The sequence below is a fragment of the Streptomyces sp. NPDC001231 genome (genome assembly GCF_042896885.1).
Taxonomy (GTDB): domain Bacteria; phylum Actinomycetota; class Actinomycetes; order Streptomycetales; family Streptomycetaceae; genus Streptomyces.
In genome coordinates this window covers 62752-78543 of record NZ_JBIAXS010000020.1, presented here as the reverse complement: position 1 = coordinate 78543, position 15792 = coordinate 62752, and the positions used below count along the sequence as shown (strand labels likewise).

Annotated in this window: 16 protein-coding genes and 1 pseudogene; 9 read left to right on the top strand and 8 right to left on the bottom strand. The window is 71.2% G+C overall.

Features of this window, described 5'->3' with window-relative positions; all coding sequences use genetic code 11:
- Nucleotides 1-14: 14 nt before the first annotated feature.
- The 4 genes from ACFY3J_RS24045 (at nucleotide 15) to ACFY3J_RS24030 (ending at nucleotide 4097) form a co-directional block, all read left to right on the top strand.
- Nucleotides 15-1667, top strand: a complete 1653-nt coding sequence (locus ACFY3J_RS24045; protein ID WP_384178129.1) for a phospholipase C — start codon at nucleotides 15-17, stop codon at nucleotides 1665-1667.
- A 445-nt stretch (nucleotides 1668-2112) separates the two neighbouring features.
- Nucleotides 2113-2646 (top strand): sigma-70 family RNA polymerase sigma factor, encoded by a 534-nt coding sequence (locus ACFY3J_RS24040; protein WP_384178132.1) that lies wholly within the window; start codon nucleotides 2113-2115, stop codon nucleotides 2644-2646.
- Between the two features lie 25 nt (nucleotides 2647-2671).
- Nucleotides 2672-3484: an anti-sigma factor family protein gene (locus ACFY3J_RS24035; protein ID WP_384178135.1), complete on the top strand. Its 813-nt coding sequence runs from the start codon at nucleotides 2672-2674 to the stop codon at nucleotides 3482-3484.
- A gap of 190 nt (nucleotides 3485-3674) precedes the next feature.
- Nucleotides 3675-4097, top strand: a complete 423-nt coding sequence (locus tag ACFY3J_RS24030) for an ATP-binding protein (RefSeq protein WP_384178138.1) — start codon at nucleotides 3675-3677, stop codon at nucleotides 4095-4097.
- 58 nt (nucleotides 4098-4155) lie between these two features.
- Here the strand turns inward: ACFY3J_RS24030 and ACFY3J_RS24025 are convergent, their stop codons facing one another.
- Entirely contained in the window at nucleotides 4156-4887 is a 732-nt protein-coding gene (locus tag ACFY3J_RS24025) for an MgtC/SapB family protein (protein ID WP_384178141.1), read from the bottom strand.
- 211 nt (nucleotides 4888-5098) lie between these two features.
- Here ACFY3J_RS24025 and ACFY3J_RS24020 point away from each other — a divergent pair, with 211 nt between their 5' ends.
- Nucleotides 5099-5545 (top strand): VOC family protein, encoded by a 447-nt coding sequence (locus ACFY3J_RS24020; protein WP_384178144.1) that lies wholly within the window; start codon nucleotides 5099-5101, stop codon nucleotides 5543-5545.
- 84 nt (nucleotides 5546-5629) lie between these two features.
- Here ACFY3J_RS24020 and ACFY3J_RS24015 read toward each other — a convergent pair.
- Nucleotides 5630-6548, bottom strand: a pseudogene (locus ACFY3J_RS24015) (LysR substrate-binding domain-containing protein).
- A 444-nt stretch (nucleotides 6549-6992) separates the two neighbouring features.
- Here ACFY3J_RS24015 and ACFY3J_RS24010 point away from each other — a divergent pair.
- Nucleotides 6993-7616, top strand: coding sequence for a LysE family translocator (locus tag ACFY3J_RS24010; RefSeq protein WP_390841719.1), 624 nt, complete (start codon nucleotides 6993-6995; stop codon nucleotides 7614-7616).
- A gap of 129 nt (nucleotides 7617-7745) precedes the next feature.
- Nucleotides 7746-7877, top strand: coding sequence for a hypothetical protein (locus ACFY3J_RS24005; protein WP_384178153.1), 132 nt, complete (start codon nucleotides 7746-7748; stop codon nucleotides 7875-7877).
- Nucleotides 7878-8002: 125 nt separating this feature from the next.
- On the opposite strand, the gene ACFY3J_RS24000 is transcribed toward ACFY3J_RS24005, so the two are convergent.
- Both ACFY3J_RS24000 and ACFY3J_RS23995 read right to left on the bottom strand, forming a co-directional pair.
- Nucleotides 8003-9253 (bottom strand): glycoside hydrolase family 3 N-terminal domain-containing protein, encoded by a 1251-nt coding sequence (locus tag ACFY3J_RS24000; protein ID WP_384178156.1) that lies wholly within the window; start codon nucleotides 9251-9253, stop codon nucleotides 8003-8005.
- A gap of 258 nt (nucleotides 9254-9511) precedes the next feature.
- Complete coding sequence (locus tag ACFY3J_RS23995) at nucleotides 9512-10036, bottom strand: transglycosylase SLT domain-containing protein (protein WP_390841718.1); 525 nt, start codon at nucleotides 10034-10036, stop codon at nucleotides 9512-9514.
- A 750-nt stretch (nucleotides 10037-10786) separates the two neighbouring features.
- Here ACFY3J_RS23995 and ACFY3J_RS23990 point away from each other — a divergent pair.
- Complete coding sequence (locus tag ACFY3J_RS23990) at nucleotides 10787-12157, top strand: dicarboxylate/amino acid:cation symporter (protein WP_384178162.1); 1371 nt, start codon at nucleotides 10787-10789, stop codon at nucleotides 12155-12157.
- Between the two features lie 142 nt (nucleotides 12158-12299).
- On the opposite strand, the gene ACFY3J_RS23985 is transcribed toward ACFY3J_RS23990, so the two are convergent.
- Nucleotides 12300-12533, bottom strand: a complete 234-nt coding sequence (locus ACFY3J_RS23985; protein ID WP_390841717.1) for a hypothetical protein — start codon at nucleotides 12531-12533, stop codon at nucleotides 12300-12302.
- 214 nt (nucleotides 12534-12747) lie between these two features.
- Between ACFY3J_RS23985 and ACFY3J_RS23980 the strand changes: the two genes are divergently transcribed.
- The gene (locus ACFY3J_RS23980; RefSeq protein ID WP_384178168.1) at nucleotides 12748-13260 is read left to right on the top strand and encodes a GNAT family N-acetyltransferase; all 513 of its coding nucleotides are present in this window, start codon (nucleotides 12748-12750) and stop codon (nucleotides 13258-13260) included.
- A 24-nt stretch (nucleotides 13261-13284) separates the two neighbouring features.
- Here ACFY3J_RS23980 and ACFY3J_RS23975 read toward each other — a convergent pair whose 3' ends face one another.
- The 3 genes from ACFY3J_RS23975 to ACFY3J_RS23965 form a co-directional block, all read right to left on the bottom strand.
- Complete coding sequence (locus ACFY3J_RS23975; protein ID WP_390841716.1) at nucleotides 13285-13803, bottom strand: GNAT family N-acetyltransferase; 519 nt, start codon at nucleotides 13801-13803, stop codon at nucleotides 13285-13287.
- Nucleotides 13804-13895: 92 nt separating this feature from the next.
- A complete protein-coding gene (locus ACFY3J_RS23970) occupies nucleotides 13896-15167 on the bottom strand; it encodes an MFS transporter (protein ID WP_390841715.1) in 1272 nt (423 codons plus the stop codon).
- Nucleotides 15164-15643 carry a hypothetical protein gene (locus ACFY3J_RS23965; protein ID WP_390841714.1) on the bottom strand — a complete coding sequence of 160 codons (480 nt, stop codon included), beginning with the start codon at nucleotides 15641-15643 and terminating at the stop codon, nucleotides 15164-15166. The genes ACFY3J_RS23970 and ACFY3J_RS23965 overlap by 4 nt, the downstream gene beginning before the upstream one ends.
- Nucleotides 15644-15792: the final 149 nt, after the last annotated feature.

The window sequence follows — 15792 nt, the reverse complement described above, 5'->3', positions numbered from 1 at the left end:
CTGGAGGGAGCCCCATGGGACGCAGCACTCGACCCCGGCCGCCCGCCGGACGCCGACTGTCCGCTGTCGCGGCCGGTACGGCCGCCCTGATCCTGGCCCTGACGCCCTCGGCCTCGTGTGCCGCACTGGAGTGGCAGGCCGCGCCGCACACGCTGCCCGGCGGCTACCAGCACCTGGTGATGATCTACGAGGAGAACCACTCCTTCGACAACCTCTACGGCACCTGGGGACCGGTCGGCGGCCGGCAGGTCGAGGGCCTGGCCCGGGCCACCGCCCGGCAGCGCACACAACGCGCCCAGGACGGCACGCCGTATCGCTGCCTGCTCCAGAACGACGTGAACCTGACCAGCCCGCCCCTGTCGTCGACCTGCCGCGACGCCGCCCACGGGGTCGAGGCGAGCGCGTTCGCCAACGAGCCGTTCACCGTCGACGACCACATCGGGCCGCAGGACCGCACCTGCCCCGCGCCCGGAGTCCGCGCGGACGACGGTGTGGTCAGGGACTCCCCGGGTGCCCTGCCCGGCGGCTGCACCCGGGACCTGGTGCACCGCTTCTACCAGAACCGGTACGCCATCGACGGCGGTCGGCAGGACCGCTACGTCACCGCCTCCGACGCGGTCGGCCTCACGATGGGCCACTACGACACCACGTCACTGCCGGTCCACCGCTACCTGCACGCCCCCGGCGCCCCGCGCTACGTCCTGGCCGACCACTTCTTCCAGGCAGCGTTCGGCGGCTCCTTCCTCAACCACCAGTACCTGATCGCCGCGCGGGCGCCGCAGGACACCAGCGGCGGTGCGTCCGGCGCGAAGAACACGGTCCTCGACGCCGACGGCATGCCGGCCTCGTACCCGCTGTACCGGGCGACCGGCCCGGTGGCGGACGGTGCTCTGACCACCGCCTGCCCGGACGGCGACCCGGCCGACTACGCGCACGCCTGCGGCAACCTGGCCGTCAACACGGTGCAGCCGTCCAGCGCACCGTACGGCAGCGGCCCCCGGATCCCGCTGATCGACGACGCGAAGTACCCCAACATCGGCGACCGGCTCACGACCGCCGGCGTCTCCTGGAACTGGTACTCCGGCGGTTGGAACGACGCGGAGGCAGGGCACCCCGGGCCGCTCTTCCAGTACCACCACCAGCCGTTCGACTACTTCGCCGACTACGCCCCCGGCACCCCGGGCCGCAGCCACCTGCGCGACGAGACGGAGTTCCTGCGGGCGGCCAGGACCGGCACGCTGCCGGCCGTCAGCTTCGTCAAGCCCTACGGCGCCGAGAACGAGCACCCCGGCTACGCCGGTGAGGCGGCCGGCAGCGACCACCTCGTCGACCTGCTCAAGGCGGTGACGGAGGGCCCGCAGGCCGGCAGGACGCTCGTGGTCGTCACCTACGACGAGTTCGGCGGCCAGTGGGACCATCTGCCGCCCCCGGGACCGGGCTCGCCCACGCGCGGCGCCCATGACGCCTGGGGCCCGGGCACCCGTGTCCCCGCGCTGATCATCTCCCGCTCGCTGCCGCGCTCGGCCGTCGACCACACCGTCTACGACACCACCTCCATCATCGCCACCATCGAACGCGGCTACGGCCTCAGGCCCGTCGCCACCCGTGACGCGGTCGTCAACGACCTGTCCCCGGCCGTAGCCGCCGGTGGCCGCGGAACCCCGTAGCCGCAGCCTGCCAGGCGGCCAGGAGCAGCAGCGTGCCGAACTCGGCCAGGATGCTGGTCATGCCGGGCAGGGCCGGGGCGCCGGCCGAGAAACCCGCCGTGCCCCCGGGCCCGGCGGCGCCGGGCGTCCCGGCCGGCCGACTCTGTTCATGACCAGGTGTGAGGGCGCCGGCTGCGGCGGGCGGGGAGTGCGAGGACCGGCCGCACGCGCTGGGCAGCCCGAGCGCGCCGACGGCTGCGACGGCCGGCCCCCAGGCCGCGAGGCGTGAGCGACGGCGGTGGGGCCCCTCCGCGACCAGCTGGGGACTTCTCCGTGACCGGCGGCGGCCTGCCGGATGCCGCACGACAAAAGGGAGCATTTGCGCGATGATCGGCATATGCCATGGACTCACCGAAAACGTGGTCCAACGGCCGAACCGGACCGCTCCGCGTACCGTGTCCCTGGTATGGGGACCGCTTCGACCACGGACGAGGAACTGCTCCGCACCCTGTACGCCGAGCATGCGGGCCCCCTGTTCCACTACGTGCTGCGACTGACCTCAGGAGACCGGCAGTGGGCCGAGGACGTCGTGCAGGAGACGCTGCTGCGCGCGTGGCAGCACCCCGCCGCGTTCGAACCGGCTCGCGGTCCGGCGCGCGCATGGCTGTGCACGGTCGCCCGGCACGTGGTTATCGACGGCCACCGGGCCCGCAAGGCCAGGCCGCCCGAGGTGGACGGCGAGGCCCTGGAGCAGGCCGCCGAGCAGACGCGGGGCGAGGACCAGATCGAGCAGGCGCTGCAGAGCTGGGCGGTGGCCGACGCCCTGCGGACGCTGTCCCCGGACCATCGCGCCGTGCTGCTGGAGACGTACTACCGGGGCCGGACCATGGCGGAAGCCGCGGACGTGCTGGGCATCCCACTGGGCACCGTGAAGTCGCGGACCTACTACGCCCTGCACGCACTCAGGCTCGCGCTCCGGGAACGGGGGATCGAGTCATGACGGCGGCGTGGAGGAGGTGTCGACCATGAACGACCACGACGCCCTCCGGCTGGCGCTGGGCGGATACGTCCTGGGCGCGCTGTCCCCGGCGGAGAGCGAGCGGGTGCGAGCCCACCTCGCGGTGTGCGACGAGTGCCGGCAGGAGCACGCGGAGCTGGCGGGACTGCCGGCCCTGCTCGCGACGGTCACCGAAGCCGAAGCTGCTGCAGCCGACGTCGAAGCCGAAGCCGCGGGTCGGGCGATGCCCGCCGTCAGCGGGGACCTCGCCGACCGGCTGGTGCGGCGGGCCGCCGAGACCGCGTCGAACGCGCCTCCGGCACGCTCCGACACGTCCGCGGCCCCTCAGGTGGCCGAAGCGGGCCTCCTCGACCGTATGCTCCGGCAGGCCGCGGCCAGGCGCCGCAGGACCTGGCGGCTCCAGTGGGCCGGAGCCGCCGCCACCCTGACGCTCATCGCGGCGTCGATCGGCGGCACATGGCTCGCGACCACCGGATCCGTGCTCAGTGAGGCGACGCCGCCCGGACCGACCACGCAGGCACCGTCACGCACCTTCTCCGGACACGATCCCGTCACCGGCGTCACCGCGTCGGTGAAGGTCTCGCCCTCGGCGTGGGGCAGCGTCCTCCAGGTCTCCGCCGGAGGGGCGCCCGCGGGCGTCATCTGCCGGTTGCAGGCGATCGGGCCCGGCGGGGCCAGGGCGGACGCCGCCACCTGGCGGGCCGGCCAGTACCCTCCCGGCACCACGATTCCAGGAGCGATCCCGCTCTCACCGGGAACCATCCAGCACTTCGAGATCGTCACGGGCGACGGTCAGAAGCTGGTCACGATGCGAGCGTAGGCGAGCCAAGGCCGGCATCCGCAGAAATGCGGCGAAAGATGCAATCAGTCCCGAACCGTGTGGTACCCGGTCTCCGTGCAACTGGATGAGGGGCCAACTCGGGTATCGCCGAACCGATTCCACCCGATTCCCGGGCCACCCCTCGGATTCCGGCCTCCGCACCCCACAGAAGAGCCACAAGACCATGTTTGTGACCGATCCCGCCTGTCCGAGCCCACCACTGCTCTCGCACTGCCGTCACCAGGCCCTGCTCACTCTCCCCGCCCAGGAGGCGCACGTCTCGGCCGCCCGTCACTTCGCGGCGGATCTGCTGGACTGCTGGCGCGTTCCCCGGAGCGAGCGGGACTCCGCCGTCCTCATCGTCGACGAACTCGCCGCGAACGCCGCCCAGTACGGCCGTGAGCACATGACGCTGCTGCTCCTCCTCGACCACGACACCCTGCACATCGTCGTCAGCGACTCCGGGACCGCCGTGGAGCACCACCACCGCGAGACGGCCCCGGACGAACACGGCCGCGGCACCGGCATCGTCCGCTACCTCGCGGAGTCGACCGAGGTCCACCAGACACGCGGCGGCCGGGAGGTCCGCGCCTGTCTGCGGTGCCGGGCGTGACGCGATCCCGTACCCGCCCGGTCGCGGGTGGGCGCGCGGGCGAGACGCGGGCACCCGCCTATTCCTCGTCGCCTGTCGTCATCTCCACGTCGATCACTCCGTCGTCCTGGAAGAGCTCGGACGCCAGTTGGGCGGGATCCTCGGTGCCTTCGAGCTCCAGCAGCACTTTCGCGGCGTCGTCGGTGCGCCCGGGCAGCCGCTCGACTCTGACCTGGAGGATGCGGAAGCCCCGACCGGTGCAGATCTGCATCAGGCGCGGCAGCAGCGCCGTGCCCGTCCGGTAGGTCAGACGCGCCTCGAAGATGCTGGTGGACGTGCCGGGCATCAGGCGGGTGGACAGCAGGCGCGGATATCCGCGGACGACCAGGAAGTGCACGATGGTGGTCGCCGTCGCCAGGATGGGCAGTCCGCCGCCGCAGGCCATGCCGACGGCGCAGGTCAGCCAGACCGTCGCCGCGGTGGTCAGGCCCCGTACCGCGTCCCGGCGCACGAAGATCAGTCCGCCGCCGATGAACCCGATCCCCGAGACGATCTGCGCCGCCACCCGGGACGGGTCGAACGAGACGTTCTCCAGCCCCAGGACATTGGTGAACCCGTGCTGCGAGACCTCCATCATCAAGGCGCTGGAGATACCGACCAGGGTGTGCGTCCGCAGGCCCGCGCTCTTCTGCTTGGCTTCCCGCTCCCAGCCGATCAGGCTCGACAACAGCAGCGCCAGCCCCAGCTCGGACAGTTGCCGCACGCCCTGCCCGTTGCTCAAGTCCCACAACGACGCCGCCAGCCCGCTCACGCGCACCTCCTGATCCGTACGTACTCCACCAAGCCGACATCTACCCCCAACCTGGCACAACAGGATCGGCGCTGCCCGGAGTTCACGTATCGGTTCCGGCCAAAGGGGCAACGAACGGAACGGGCTGCCGCGCCCTGTACCGGGTCGCCCCGTCGCGGGCGGTAGCGTTGCGCCCGGACGACCGATTCCTGGCGGCGTGTGGGGGCGATCGATGAAGCAGCAGTTGAACCTGGTGACGTTGGGCGTGGAGGACTTGGCGGTCAGCCGCCGGTTCTACAGCGAAGGCCTGGGTTGGACGCCGTTGCTCGATCTGGACGAGATCGTCTTCTACCAGATCGGCCGGGGGCTGGCCCTGGGGCTCTTCTCCCTGGCCGACCTGGGCGCCGACACCGGGCAGGCGGCAGTGGCCGGCACCCCCTTCACCCTCGCGCAGAACCTCGATGCGCCCGCCGACGTGGACGCGGCGGTGGAGCGGGCCCGTGCGGCGGGGGCGACGGTCCTCAAGGAGCCGCAACGCGCGGCGTTCGGCGGCTACCACGCCTACTTCTCCGACCCCGACGGCCACCGCTGGGAGGTGTGTCACAACCCCGGCTGGTCGGTCGCCGACGACGGCACCGTGACACTGACGCCTGTCGAGGCGCCCGACGCGGAGAACTGACAACCCTCGATTTCACCAGGGCCGTCATCGAGGTCGACGGCTTCGCGCGACCCCTCTCGAAATGAGTTCGAGCGCTGTGCTGCCCTACGCCCGGCCGGAGCGGAGGGTGACCGCGCGGAGAAGGGCGTCGCGGCACGCGAGGACGGCGGGGTGACGGCTGCCGCCGCGGCGTACGACGGTGGAGATGCGGCGCGCGCGCTGACCGCGAGGAAGCTGCCGCAGAGCGACCGTGGGGGAGTGCCCGTACCAGACCAGGTCGGGAAGGAAGGCGGCAGCGTGCCTCTGCTCGACGAGGCGGAGGTGGAGCAGCAGGTCGGTGGTCCCTAAGCGTACGTCGGGTTCGAAGCCGGCGTCGCGGCACAGGGTCATGGCCCAGTGCCGTGCGGCCGTGCCTCCGGGTTCCATCACCCAGGGGTGCCTGGAGCGAGCGCAGCGCCGCCATCGGACCGTCGGTGCCCGGGCTGTCGGCCGGGTGGGGCAGCGCGAGGTGCAGAGGGTCGTCGAGCAGGTCCTCCTGTTCGAGTTCGGACGGCCGCGGATGGGGGTTGCCGGGGTTTTCCTCGGCGAGGACCAGGTCGAAGTCCCGGGCCAGCAGGGCGGGTAGGGCCCTTTCGGGCTCCATGTGCGTGACGTGGACGCGCAGTTGCGGGTGGAGGTCGCGCAACAGGCCGAGCGCGGTGGGGACCAGGGCCAGGGCGGCCGTCTGGAACGAGGCGATACGCAGGGTTCCGGTCAGATCGGACAGCGAGGTGGCGATCTCCGCCTCGGCGCGTTCCAGGCGTTCGAGGACCGCTTCGGTGTGGGCGACGAGGATCTCGGCCTGCGAGGTCAGCCGCACCCGCCGACCGGCCGGTTCCAGCAACGGGACGCCGACTTCGGCCTCCAGCTGCGAGAGCTGCTGGGAGACGGAGGAGGGGGCGTAGGACAGGGCGGCGGCGACAGCGGCCAGCGTGCCGCGGTGCTTGAGTTCACGCAGCAGCCGCAGCCGGTGCAGATCGAACATCGCCGGGGCTCTCCTCGCCGTCGCGGATCGGCCTGCTGCATCATCGGTTTCTCCGACGAGTACAGGTCGAAAACGTTCGCTGGACCGACCGTACGAGGGCATGGATCCTCAACATGTGCCTGACAACGCCTCCCGTCGTGCGCCGCCGTGGTCCGCGCCGTCCCCGACGCCGACAGCGCCCGCGCGGCCGTCCGCCTCACGGCCCTCGGGTCTCCTCGGGCCCTTGCGGAGCCGCCGCGCTCGCCGGCCTCCGTACGGTGCTCACCGGTGCGGGCGGCGAGGAGCGCCGTACGGCCCCGGGGCGCGACGCGACCTCGGTGCTCGTGCTGCTGAGCACCGAGGGCCCGGGTGCCAACCCGCACTCCGTCGCCGATCACTGGACGCGCCACACCGGAAGGACCCCCCGTTGACCACTCCCGTCAGTCCGATCAGGAGGAGACCGGCGTGCTGACCCATTTCGCGGCCGCGCTCGGTGTCCTCGGCCTGCTGACCGCCGTGCCCGGCCCGGACATGGCGGTGGTCACACGACGCGCCCTCGCGGCCGGGCCCGGGGACGCGCTGCGCACCGTGGGCGGGATCGCGACCGGGCTGCTGCTCTGGGGCGCGCTGAGCGTGGCCGGACTCGCGGCCGTGCTCGCCGCCTCACCCACGGCCTACCTGGTCGTCAAGCTCCTCGGCGCCGGGTACCTGGTCTTCCTGGGCGCGCAGGCGCTGTGGCAGAACCGCGGCAGCGCCTCGCACACCACCCGCACGGACAGCGGCTCCCCCGCCGTCGGGAGCCCATGGCGGACCGGCCTGGTCGGCAACGCCCTCAATCCGAAGATCGCCGTCTTCTACTCCGGACTGCTTCCCACCCTGGCCCCGCCGCAGCTGCCCGCCGCCTGGGCCATGACGCTGCTGGTCCTCCTCCATGCCACCCTGACCCTCACCTGGCTGGGCGGCTATGCTCTTCTGCTGTCCAGGGCCGGGCGCGTCCTCGAAAGGCCGGGGACCCGCCGCATACTCGGGCGGACCACGGGCGTCGTGCTGATCGGTCTCGGTCTCGTGGTCGCGACCACGGCCGGCTGACCCCGCGCGTCCCCCGGTCCCAGGCGAAACCGAAAGTTAAACCCGCGGTCACCTGCGGTCGGCCCGCGCGACGTCGCGGCAGCGGACAAAGGTAAGTGACCCGAACATGCACAAGAAGGGCGGCACCCCGTGCCCCACCTGTTGACCTCGCTCCTCACACAAGTGGCGGTCGCCGTGATCGAGGCGCTCGTCATCCGTCTGCTCGTCCAGCTCTGGAACGCCTTCGCCCGCAGCGGCCGCCCGATGACAGCCGCTGCCTGAGGCACCTCGGGCGCATCCCGAGTACCCGACCCGAGCACCCTGAGCACCTGATCGCGCACCCTGAGCACCTGACCCGCGCGCCTGATCGCAGGCAGAGCCTCAGCGGCAGTCGCGGGCAGGGACCCTCAGTGGCAGTCGAGCAGTCCCGCGGACTGCTTGGCGGCCAGTATCCGGCGCACGCTGTCGTCGACCTTGGCTCGGAAGGACGCGTCCTGCCGCATCCGGGCCTCGATGGCCTGTGTCATCGCGGGCACGGTGCTCGGCCGCACCGTGAGGATCATGTTCCCGCCCGCCGCGATGAAGTTCACGGCCCGCTGGGCGGGGCTGAAGGACCGCACCGCGACCGCGTTCCCGATGTCGTCCGAGATGACCACGCCCTTGAAGCCGAGCCGGCCGCGCAGCAGCTGACCGATGACCGTCGGTGAGAAGGCCGCCAGATGGTTGGGGTCGATCTTGGTGTAGGTGGCCGACGAGACCATCACGAAGGGGGAGCCGGCCCGTATCCCGGCCCGGAAGGGCTCGAGGCTGGAGCTGCTCGCGGTCGTCACCGAGTCCACGACGTTGGCGGTGGTGTCGGTGTTGCCGATCACCTGGCCCAGCCCGGGAAAGTGCTTGAGCGTGGTCATCACGCCCGACTGCGCGAAGCCGGCGGCGAAGGCACCGGAGTGGGAGGTCACGGTTTCCGGGGTGTGGCCGTACTCCCGCTTGAAGAACCCGATGGGCATGTTGCGGGTGCCCAGCGCGGCCGGCACGACGTCGGCGATCGGCGCCAGGTTCAGGTCGACGCCGGCGGCCTTCAGCTGCTTGGCCCATCCGGCGGCCTGACTGCGCAGCGTCGCGGTCGGCCAGCTGCCCTGGGTCAGGCCGTTGGGTATGGCCGAGAAGCCGGGGCCGTTCAGCACCTGTACCTGGCCGCCCTCCTGGTCGGTGGCGACCAGCAGACCGACCCGGCGGCCGCCGACCTGGTCCGCCTGGCCCCGGAAGCCGTCGACTGTCTTCCTCGTCGCCGTCGTGCCGGCGGTGCTGCGGCCGGTCAGCATGATGGCGCCCACGTGGTTGTCGCGCAGGGTGCGCAGCTGGGCCTGGTCGGGGTGGGCCGCGGAGACCCCGCCCATGAAGAGCTGCCCGACCCGCTGAGCGGTGGTCATGCCGGAGAAGTAGCGGTCGGTGCAGGTGGCCGTCTGTGTCGGCGAGGGGGTGCTCGCGGCGGCGGGGGGCGCGTCCGCGGTGGTGGGGGATCGGGGCGAGTCGCCTGTTCGCCCGGGCGTGACCGACGCACCGCAGCCGGTGGCGGCCAGCGCCAGGGTGACCAGCGGTGCCGCGCAGCGCAGGGCTGTGGAACGGCGGCTCCTGATCTGCCGGACACGTGATGTCATGAGTTCGTCTCCTGGCCTGTACGGGTGCTGTGGCCTCCCCGCAGCCGCCTGTCTCGCGGCTGTTTCCTCATGGCGAGCCGCGCTCGTCATGACCATCACACGGTACTTTATTGGGCATTTGTCCGCCCCTTCGGTGACTACGCAGGGTGCCGACGCCTCCAGCGACGGACAGGGCCGGGGCCGGCAGCGGTTGTCGCTGCCGGCCCCGGCCCTGTCGTGCGCGTGTGCGTGCGCTGGATCAGTACCGCGTGAGCGGGATCAGTACGCGGAGTTCACGTTGTCGATGGAACCGTAGCGGTGGGCCGCGTAGTTGGCCGCCGCGGTGATGTTGGCCACCGGGTCGGTGAGGCTGTGGGCGGTGCCGGCGACGTGGTAGGCGTTGAACGTGGGGGAGATGACCTGGAGGAGACCCTTGGAGGGGGTGCCCTTGCGGGCGTTGATGTCCCAGTTGTTCTGGGCGTTGGGGTTGCCACCGGACTCACGCATGATGTTGCGGTGCAGGCCCTCGTAGCTGCCGGGGATGCCCTTGGCCTTCATGATGGCCAGGGACTGCTTGATCCAGCCGTCGAGGTTGTTGCCGTAGCCGGTCTTGCCGCTGTAGGCGTGGCTGTCGGTGGAGCGGGCCGCGACCACGGAGGAGGCGTGCACCTGCGTCGCTTCGGCGGCCTGTGCGGGCGACGGCATCAGGGTCAGGGCGGCGGCAGCTGCGCCGGTCGTGGCGATGCCGGTGACAGTGAGGGTGCGCAGACGGGCGAAGCGGGCGGTGCGAGCGGTCGTGGTCATACGGAAGTAACCCTCCAGTGGGGGACGTCGTCGGGGTGCCGGCCGCAATCGATTGCGGTGGCGTGGGGCGGAGCCCCGTGCTGCACGGACCGGAGCGGGCGGATCCGGCGGAGTTCGCCGGGTCGTCCGTCTCGTGGCTCGGAGCAACGACAGCAATGTTTAGCCGTCGGCCGGACGGGGCGCAATGATGTGACGTACTACCCGACTGCGTAGTAAATGCCCGAAATGTTCCACTGTGGGGCTTTCTTTGCTGCTTGGGGCGACATGCTCGCTACGAACCGCCTTAGGACGTGATCTGGCTCCTATGGGTGGCATCACATCCACGGGCCTCTCGAGGCCGCTGTCCGGGCCCCGGCGGCGCGGAAACGGAGCGGATGTCGGCGCCCCGGCGGGAGGGCGTCCCTGGAAGAGCCGGCGCCCCGGCGGGAGGGAGTCCCCACAAGACGGGAAAAGGGCACCCTCGATCCAAAGGGTCCCTTTGAGGTTCTCAAAGTAGAAGTGTTAACGTTTCACCGTGAAGACAGCAGCCGCCTACCGCGCAGACGCCTCCTACGGCGTCTGCCGTGTCGTCATGGGCGTATCGCTCGTGGCGCGCCTGCATGTCGATCTCTGCCGCTGCGTGTCCGCGGCTTGTCGCGCCTGACCGCGAACTCATCGATGCAGCGGCGCTGTTGACGTCTCTTCTGCGCGCCGCTCCTGTAAGTCCCCGCTCAAACTCACCTTTTCGCGCGTCCCTACTGGAGTGTGTCCGTGTCCGCGAACACCGCTGATCCGAAGCCCGCGAACTCAGGCTTCCGGATACCCGTCCCCTTCTGGGCCCAAGTCCTGCTCGGTCTCGTCGTCGGCCTGATCCTCGGCTTCGTAGCCCGCACCTACGACGTGTCCTGGCTCGCCACCACCCTCGACAAGGTGGGCGGCATCTTCGTGCAGCTTCTGAAGCTGGCCGTGGCACCACTGGTCTTCTTCGCGATCATGGTGTCGATCACCAACCTGCGGAAGGTCAACAACGCGGCCCGCCTGGCCGGCCGCACCCTCCTCTGGTTCATGATCACCTCGTTGATCGCGGTCGTCATCGGCCTCGTCATCGGGCTGGTCTCCAACCCGGGTTCCGGCTCCGCCCTCACCCCGGCCGACGGCGCCAAGCCGGACCACGCCGGCAGCTGGCTCGACTTCCTCACCGGCATCATCCCGACCGACGTCATCACGCCGTTCACCGAGCTCAACGTGCTTCAGATCGTCTTCATGGCGGTCGTCGCCGGTATCGCGATCCTCAAGATCGGCTCGAAGGCCCAGCCGGTCCTCACGCTCTCCGAGTCCATCCTGGAGCTGCTCCAGAAGGCTCTGTGGTGGGTGATCCTGCTCGCCCCGATCGGCTCCGCGGGACTCATCGGCCGCGCCATCGTGCAGTACGGCTGGAACCTGCTCGGCGACTACGCGACGTTCACCGCCGACATCTACATCGGCTGCGCCCTGGTCCTGTTCGGCGTCTACCCGCTGCTGCTCTCCGTCGTCGGGAAGCTGAACCCGATCCAGTTCTTCAAGGGCGCCTGGCCCGCCATCCAGTTGGCGTTCGTCTCCCGCTCCTCGGTCGGCACCATGCCGGTCACCCAGCAGTCGGCGATCCGTCTCGGCGTCCCGAAGGACTACGCCTCCTTCGCCGTGCCGTTCGGCGCGACGACCAAGATGGACGGCTGCGCGGCCATCTACCCGGCCATTTCCGCGATTTTCGTGGCGCAGATCTTCGATGTGCAGCTCGGCATCAAGGAGTACCTGCTCATCGCCTTCGTCTCGGTGATCGGCTCGGCGGCCACCGCCGGTCTGACGGGCGCGACCGTCATGCTGACGCTCACCCTGTCCACCCTCGGCCTGCCGATGGAGGGCGTGGGCCTGCTCCTCGCCATCGACCCGATCCTGGACATGATGCGCACGGCGACCAACGTCGCGGGTCAGGCCCTCGTCCCGGTGCTCGTCTCCGCCCGTGAGAAGATCCTGGACCACACGAAGTACGACAACGCCTCGGCCTCCCCGGCCGACCACGCGGAGAGCCTCTACGACGACCCGGAGCAGGCCGCCCCGGCCCCGTCTGACGCCCCGCCTCGTTCCGGGTTCATTCCGGTTTGACAACCTCCTCCGCCCTGACGGCTGTTGGCCGACAGGGCGGAGGCGCGTTCTCAGGGCGAGAACCGCGCGCGATGACGGGCGCCGGGGAGTCGCGCAGTCGGCACGGATGTCGGCCGAATGTCCCCGGCGCCCGGCACGGAGGCTACTTCTTGTGGCAGCCCCACTTGCCGTGGACCTTCTTGTAGTGCTCACCCTTCGGGCACTTCTTGTGGTGCGGCGTCTTGGTGGGGTCCGGTACGGACGCGTGGTGACTGTTGGACACCTTGGCGTTCGCAGGCGCCGCGAAGGCGGCTCCTGTAGAGGCCACGGCTGCTCCGCTGGCGAGCATGCCTGCGGCGACGCTGGCGGTCAGAGCGCGTATGATCCTGCTTCGCATGATCGACTGCCTTTCTGTAGTCGGCGTCACTGCCTCTCAGTTCGATTCTTGGCACCGCTCCCCGCAACCCGCATCTCGATCACGAGCAGGCTCGCGCCCGCGAACGCAACTTCGCGCCCTCACATCAGCCTTGGGAGGCCGCGGAAATCAGCCTTGGGGCGCCGCGGTAACGCGAGCACACCGCACGTGCCCGACTCCCGTAAAGTTCCCGGTCATGACCGAGCTGCGCGGCGCCTTTGTCGTCCTCCGCCCCACGGTCCGCGAGGACATCCCCGCCCTGGCCGACATCCGGGCCACACCGGAAGTACGCGCACGGTGGAGGGGCGGGGACGACCTCGCGGCGGACCTCGCGGCCGATCTGGAGGACCCTCACACCCGGTGCCTGACCGTCGACTTCCGGCAGCGGCCCATCGGCATGATCCAGTGGCATGCCGAGGAGGAGCCGGACTACCGGCACGCGGGCATCGACATCTTCCTCGATCCCGCGGTGCACGGCAGGGGCCTGGGCACCGACGCCGTACGGACCCTGGCCTGTCATCTCGTCGACACCCACGGCTACCACCGCCTGGTCATCGACCCGGCAGCCGACAACACCGCGGCGATCCGCTGCTACACCAAGGCCGGTTTCCGGCCCGTCGGCATCATGCGGCAGTACGAGCGCGGCACGGACGGCACCTGGCACGACGGTCTCCTGATGGACCTCCTTGCCGACGAACTGGTGCGCTGAAGCCCGTGACGCAGCGTGCCGAAGTCATCGCCTGACGCTCAGACACCATCGGCGCTCGCCTTCGTGCCATGCGTCGGTGGGTGTGAGCCCGGCGGCGGTGGCGACGGCAGCGGATGCCCGGTGGTCGGGGTGGATGTGGGCGACGACGGTCCGCACCGGCCGGCGGCCCAGCCAGTCGACGAGTGCCCGGGCGGCCTCGCCGGCGATGCCTCGTCCCTGCCACGGGGTCCCCACCACCCAGGCGACCTCGGCGATGAGCCCGTGGCCGGAGGGGCCGACCGTCGCCTGGACCGTGCCCGTCAGGCAGGACTCCTCCCGCAGCCGGATCACCCAGTTCAGCCAGGAGACCGCCGGATCGGGAGAGCCGGCCGTCATGCGCTCGTAGCGCGAGCGCAGGGCTCGCGGGGTGTCCGGCGTGCCGCCGGTGAAGGTGTGCAGGGCCGGATCCGACAGCACCGCGGCCATCTCCTCGGCGTGCTCGACGTGCAGGGGCAGCAGGTCCAGCCGCCTGGTGCCGATGGCGTGGGCCGCGAGGGTGCTCATGCCCGCAACTCAACCATGCGGGCGTCGGCTTCGGCTGCCGGGGAGGCGGTCGGCGGGCACGCGTACCTCTCCGGGGCGCGGTGTGCGGCTGGTCAGTGGGTGGGGCGGTCGGTGATCCAGCGGGCGGCGAGCAGGCCGGACGCGGCGGTGAGGGCGGCGGCCGCGAGGACGGTGGCGTTCAGGCCGAGGGCGTCTGCGAGGACACCGGCGACGAGGGCTCCGGCGGCGTAGCCGACGTCGCGCCAGAACCGGTAGGTCCCCAGCGCGTTGGCCCGCCAGGTGGGGTGGGCGTGGTCGGAGACGGAGGCGATCAGGGCGGGGTAGACCATGGCGGTGCCGATACCGAGGAAGACGGCGGAGACGATGCCGGCGAGCAGGGGACGCGGGAGCAGCACGAGGGCGAGGACGAAGCCGGTGGCCTGGACCAGCATGCCGGTGACGATGAGGGGTTTGCGGCCGACGCGGTCGGCGTAGTGGCCGGTGGCGATCTGCCCGAAGCCCCACAGCAGCGGATACAGCCCCTTGATCAGGCCGACGGCGGCGAGACCGAGGCCGTGGTCGGTGAACAGCAGGGGGAAGACGCCCCAGGTGAGGCCGTCGTTGAGGTTGTTGATCAGGCCTGCCTGGCTGGCGCCGCGCAGGGAGCGGTGGCGCCAGGAGGTGCGGGCGAAGGCCTGTGCGAGGCCGGTGTTCCGCTCCGCTGGCGGAAGCGCGGGGTGCTGGGAGAGTTCGAGCGCGACATGCGCGGCGGTGTCGCGGACGACGACGGACAGGGCCAGCCCGGCCACGACGAAGACGACGCCGATCAGCTCGGGCGCGGGGCGCAGGCCGTAGGACGTGGCGAGATAGCCGGTGAGCAGGGCGGTGGCGCCCACGGCGGCGTACCCGGCGGCTTCGTTCAGACCGGTGGCGAGACCCCGCCGGGCGGGGCCCACGAGGTCGATCTTCATGTTCACGGTCATCGACCAGGTCAGGCCCTGATTGACGCCGAGCAGGACGTTCGCGGCGACGATCCAGCCCCACGAGGGCGCCCAGGCGAGGGCGAAGGGCACGGGGATCCCGATGAGCCAGCCCGCCGCCAGCAGCTGCTTGCGGCGGAATCGCGCGGTGAGCGCCCCGGCGGCGAGGTTCGTGAACGCCTTGGTCATGCCGAAGGCGATGATGAAGGAGAACACGGCCAGGTCGCTGGTGAGATGGAAGACCCTGGTGCCGATGAGCGGCACCGTCGTGCGCTCCAGTCCGACCAGGCCGCCCACACAGGTGTTGACGACGACGAGCAGGGTGAACTGAAGCCAGTTCTCCCGCAGGCCCAGCCGTACCGGTGCGGGGGCCGCCGAGGCCTCGGCGGCGGGTGGGGTGCTCATCGGCCGCTCTCCGGCCCGGCGCCGAGGAGGTCGGTCCGGGCGGCGGCGCCCACGATCGGTGACCCGCCGGTGAACACGCCGAGTTCGGTACGGCCGTCCAGGACGAGGTACGGCGGGTGTTCGTCGGCGTGGCCGGGGGTGGCGAGCGCCCGCAGCGTGAGCCCGCCCAGGTCCACCTCGTCACCGTCGTCCAGCGGCGGGTGCGCGAAGGCCCCGCGGCCGGCGGTGGAGGCGAGCACGGTCGCCCCGGCGTCGCGACCGAGCCGCACGGCGCCGGAGGGGAAGTCGGCGTGCCGATGCGTGTCCGCGGCGAACGCCACGCGCAGCCCGTGCCGCCCGGCCACCGCGTACGGGGCACGCAGGTCGCCGCCGGCGTCCACGGCCAGGGCGCGCCCGCCGCCCAGGCCGAGCGGATGGGCGCTGTTGCCCGGCCCTTCGTCGCCCGGCGGGATCAACTGCTCCTCGGTGTGGCCCACGGCGTGTCCTTCCAGGCGATCCGGTGTGGAGGAGTGCGTGTGGCTGCACGCACCCGCCGTCACCTACGGTATTCCATGGATTTGTGGAATAGTGCGGCCGGGGTCCTCGCCCGCGGGGCGGATTCGTCTCCGGACGGTATAAAGCCTGA

What these genes read in the sequence shown, in the direction of transcription:
- ACFY3J_RS24045 (WP_384178129.1), top strand. Translation starts at nt 15, where the DNA reads ATGGGACGCAGCACTCGACCCCGGCCGCCCGCCGGACGCCGACTGTCC.
- ACFY3J_RS24040 (WP_384178132.1), top strand. Translation starts at nt 2,113, where the DNA reads ATGGGGACCGCTTCGACCACGGACGAGGAACTGCTCCGCACCCTGTAC.
- ACFY3J_RS24035 (WP_384178135.1), top strand. Translation starts at nt 2,672, where the DNA reads ATGAACGACCACGACGCCCTCCGGCTGGCGCTGGGCGGATACGTCCTG.
- ACFY3J_RS24020 (WP_384178144.1), top strand. Translation starts at nt 5,099, where the DNA reads ATGAAGCAGCAGTTGAACCTGGTGACGTTGGGCGTGGAGGACTTGGCG.
- ACFY3J_RS24000 (WP_384178156.1), bottom strand. Translation starts at nt 9,253, where the DNA reads ATGACATCACGTGTCCGGCAGATCAGGAGCCGCCGTTCCACAGCCCTG.
- ACFY3J_RS23995 (WP_390841718.1), bottom strand. Translation starts at nt 10,036, where the DNA reads ATGACCACGACCGCTCGCACCGCCCGCTTCGCCCGTCTGCGCACCCTC.
- ACFY3J_RS23985 (WP_390841717.1), bottom strand. Translation starts at nt 12,533, where the DNA reads ATGCGAAGCAGGATCATACGCGCTCTGACCGCCAGCGTCGCCGCAGGC.
- ACFY3J_RS23980 (WP_384178168.1), top strand. Translation starts at nt 12,748, where the DNA reads ATGACCGAGCTGCGCGGCGCCTTTGTCGTCCTCCGCCCCACGGTCCGC.
- ACFY3J_RS23975 (WP_390841716.1), bottom strand. Translation starts at nt 13,803, where the DNA reads ATGAGCACCCTCGCGGCCCACGCCATCGGCACCAGGCGGCTGGACCTG.
- ACFY3J_RS23970 (WP_390841715.1), bottom strand. Translation starts at nt 15,167, where the DNA reads ATGAGCACCCCACCCGCCGCCGAGGCCTCGGCGGCCCCCGCACCGGTA.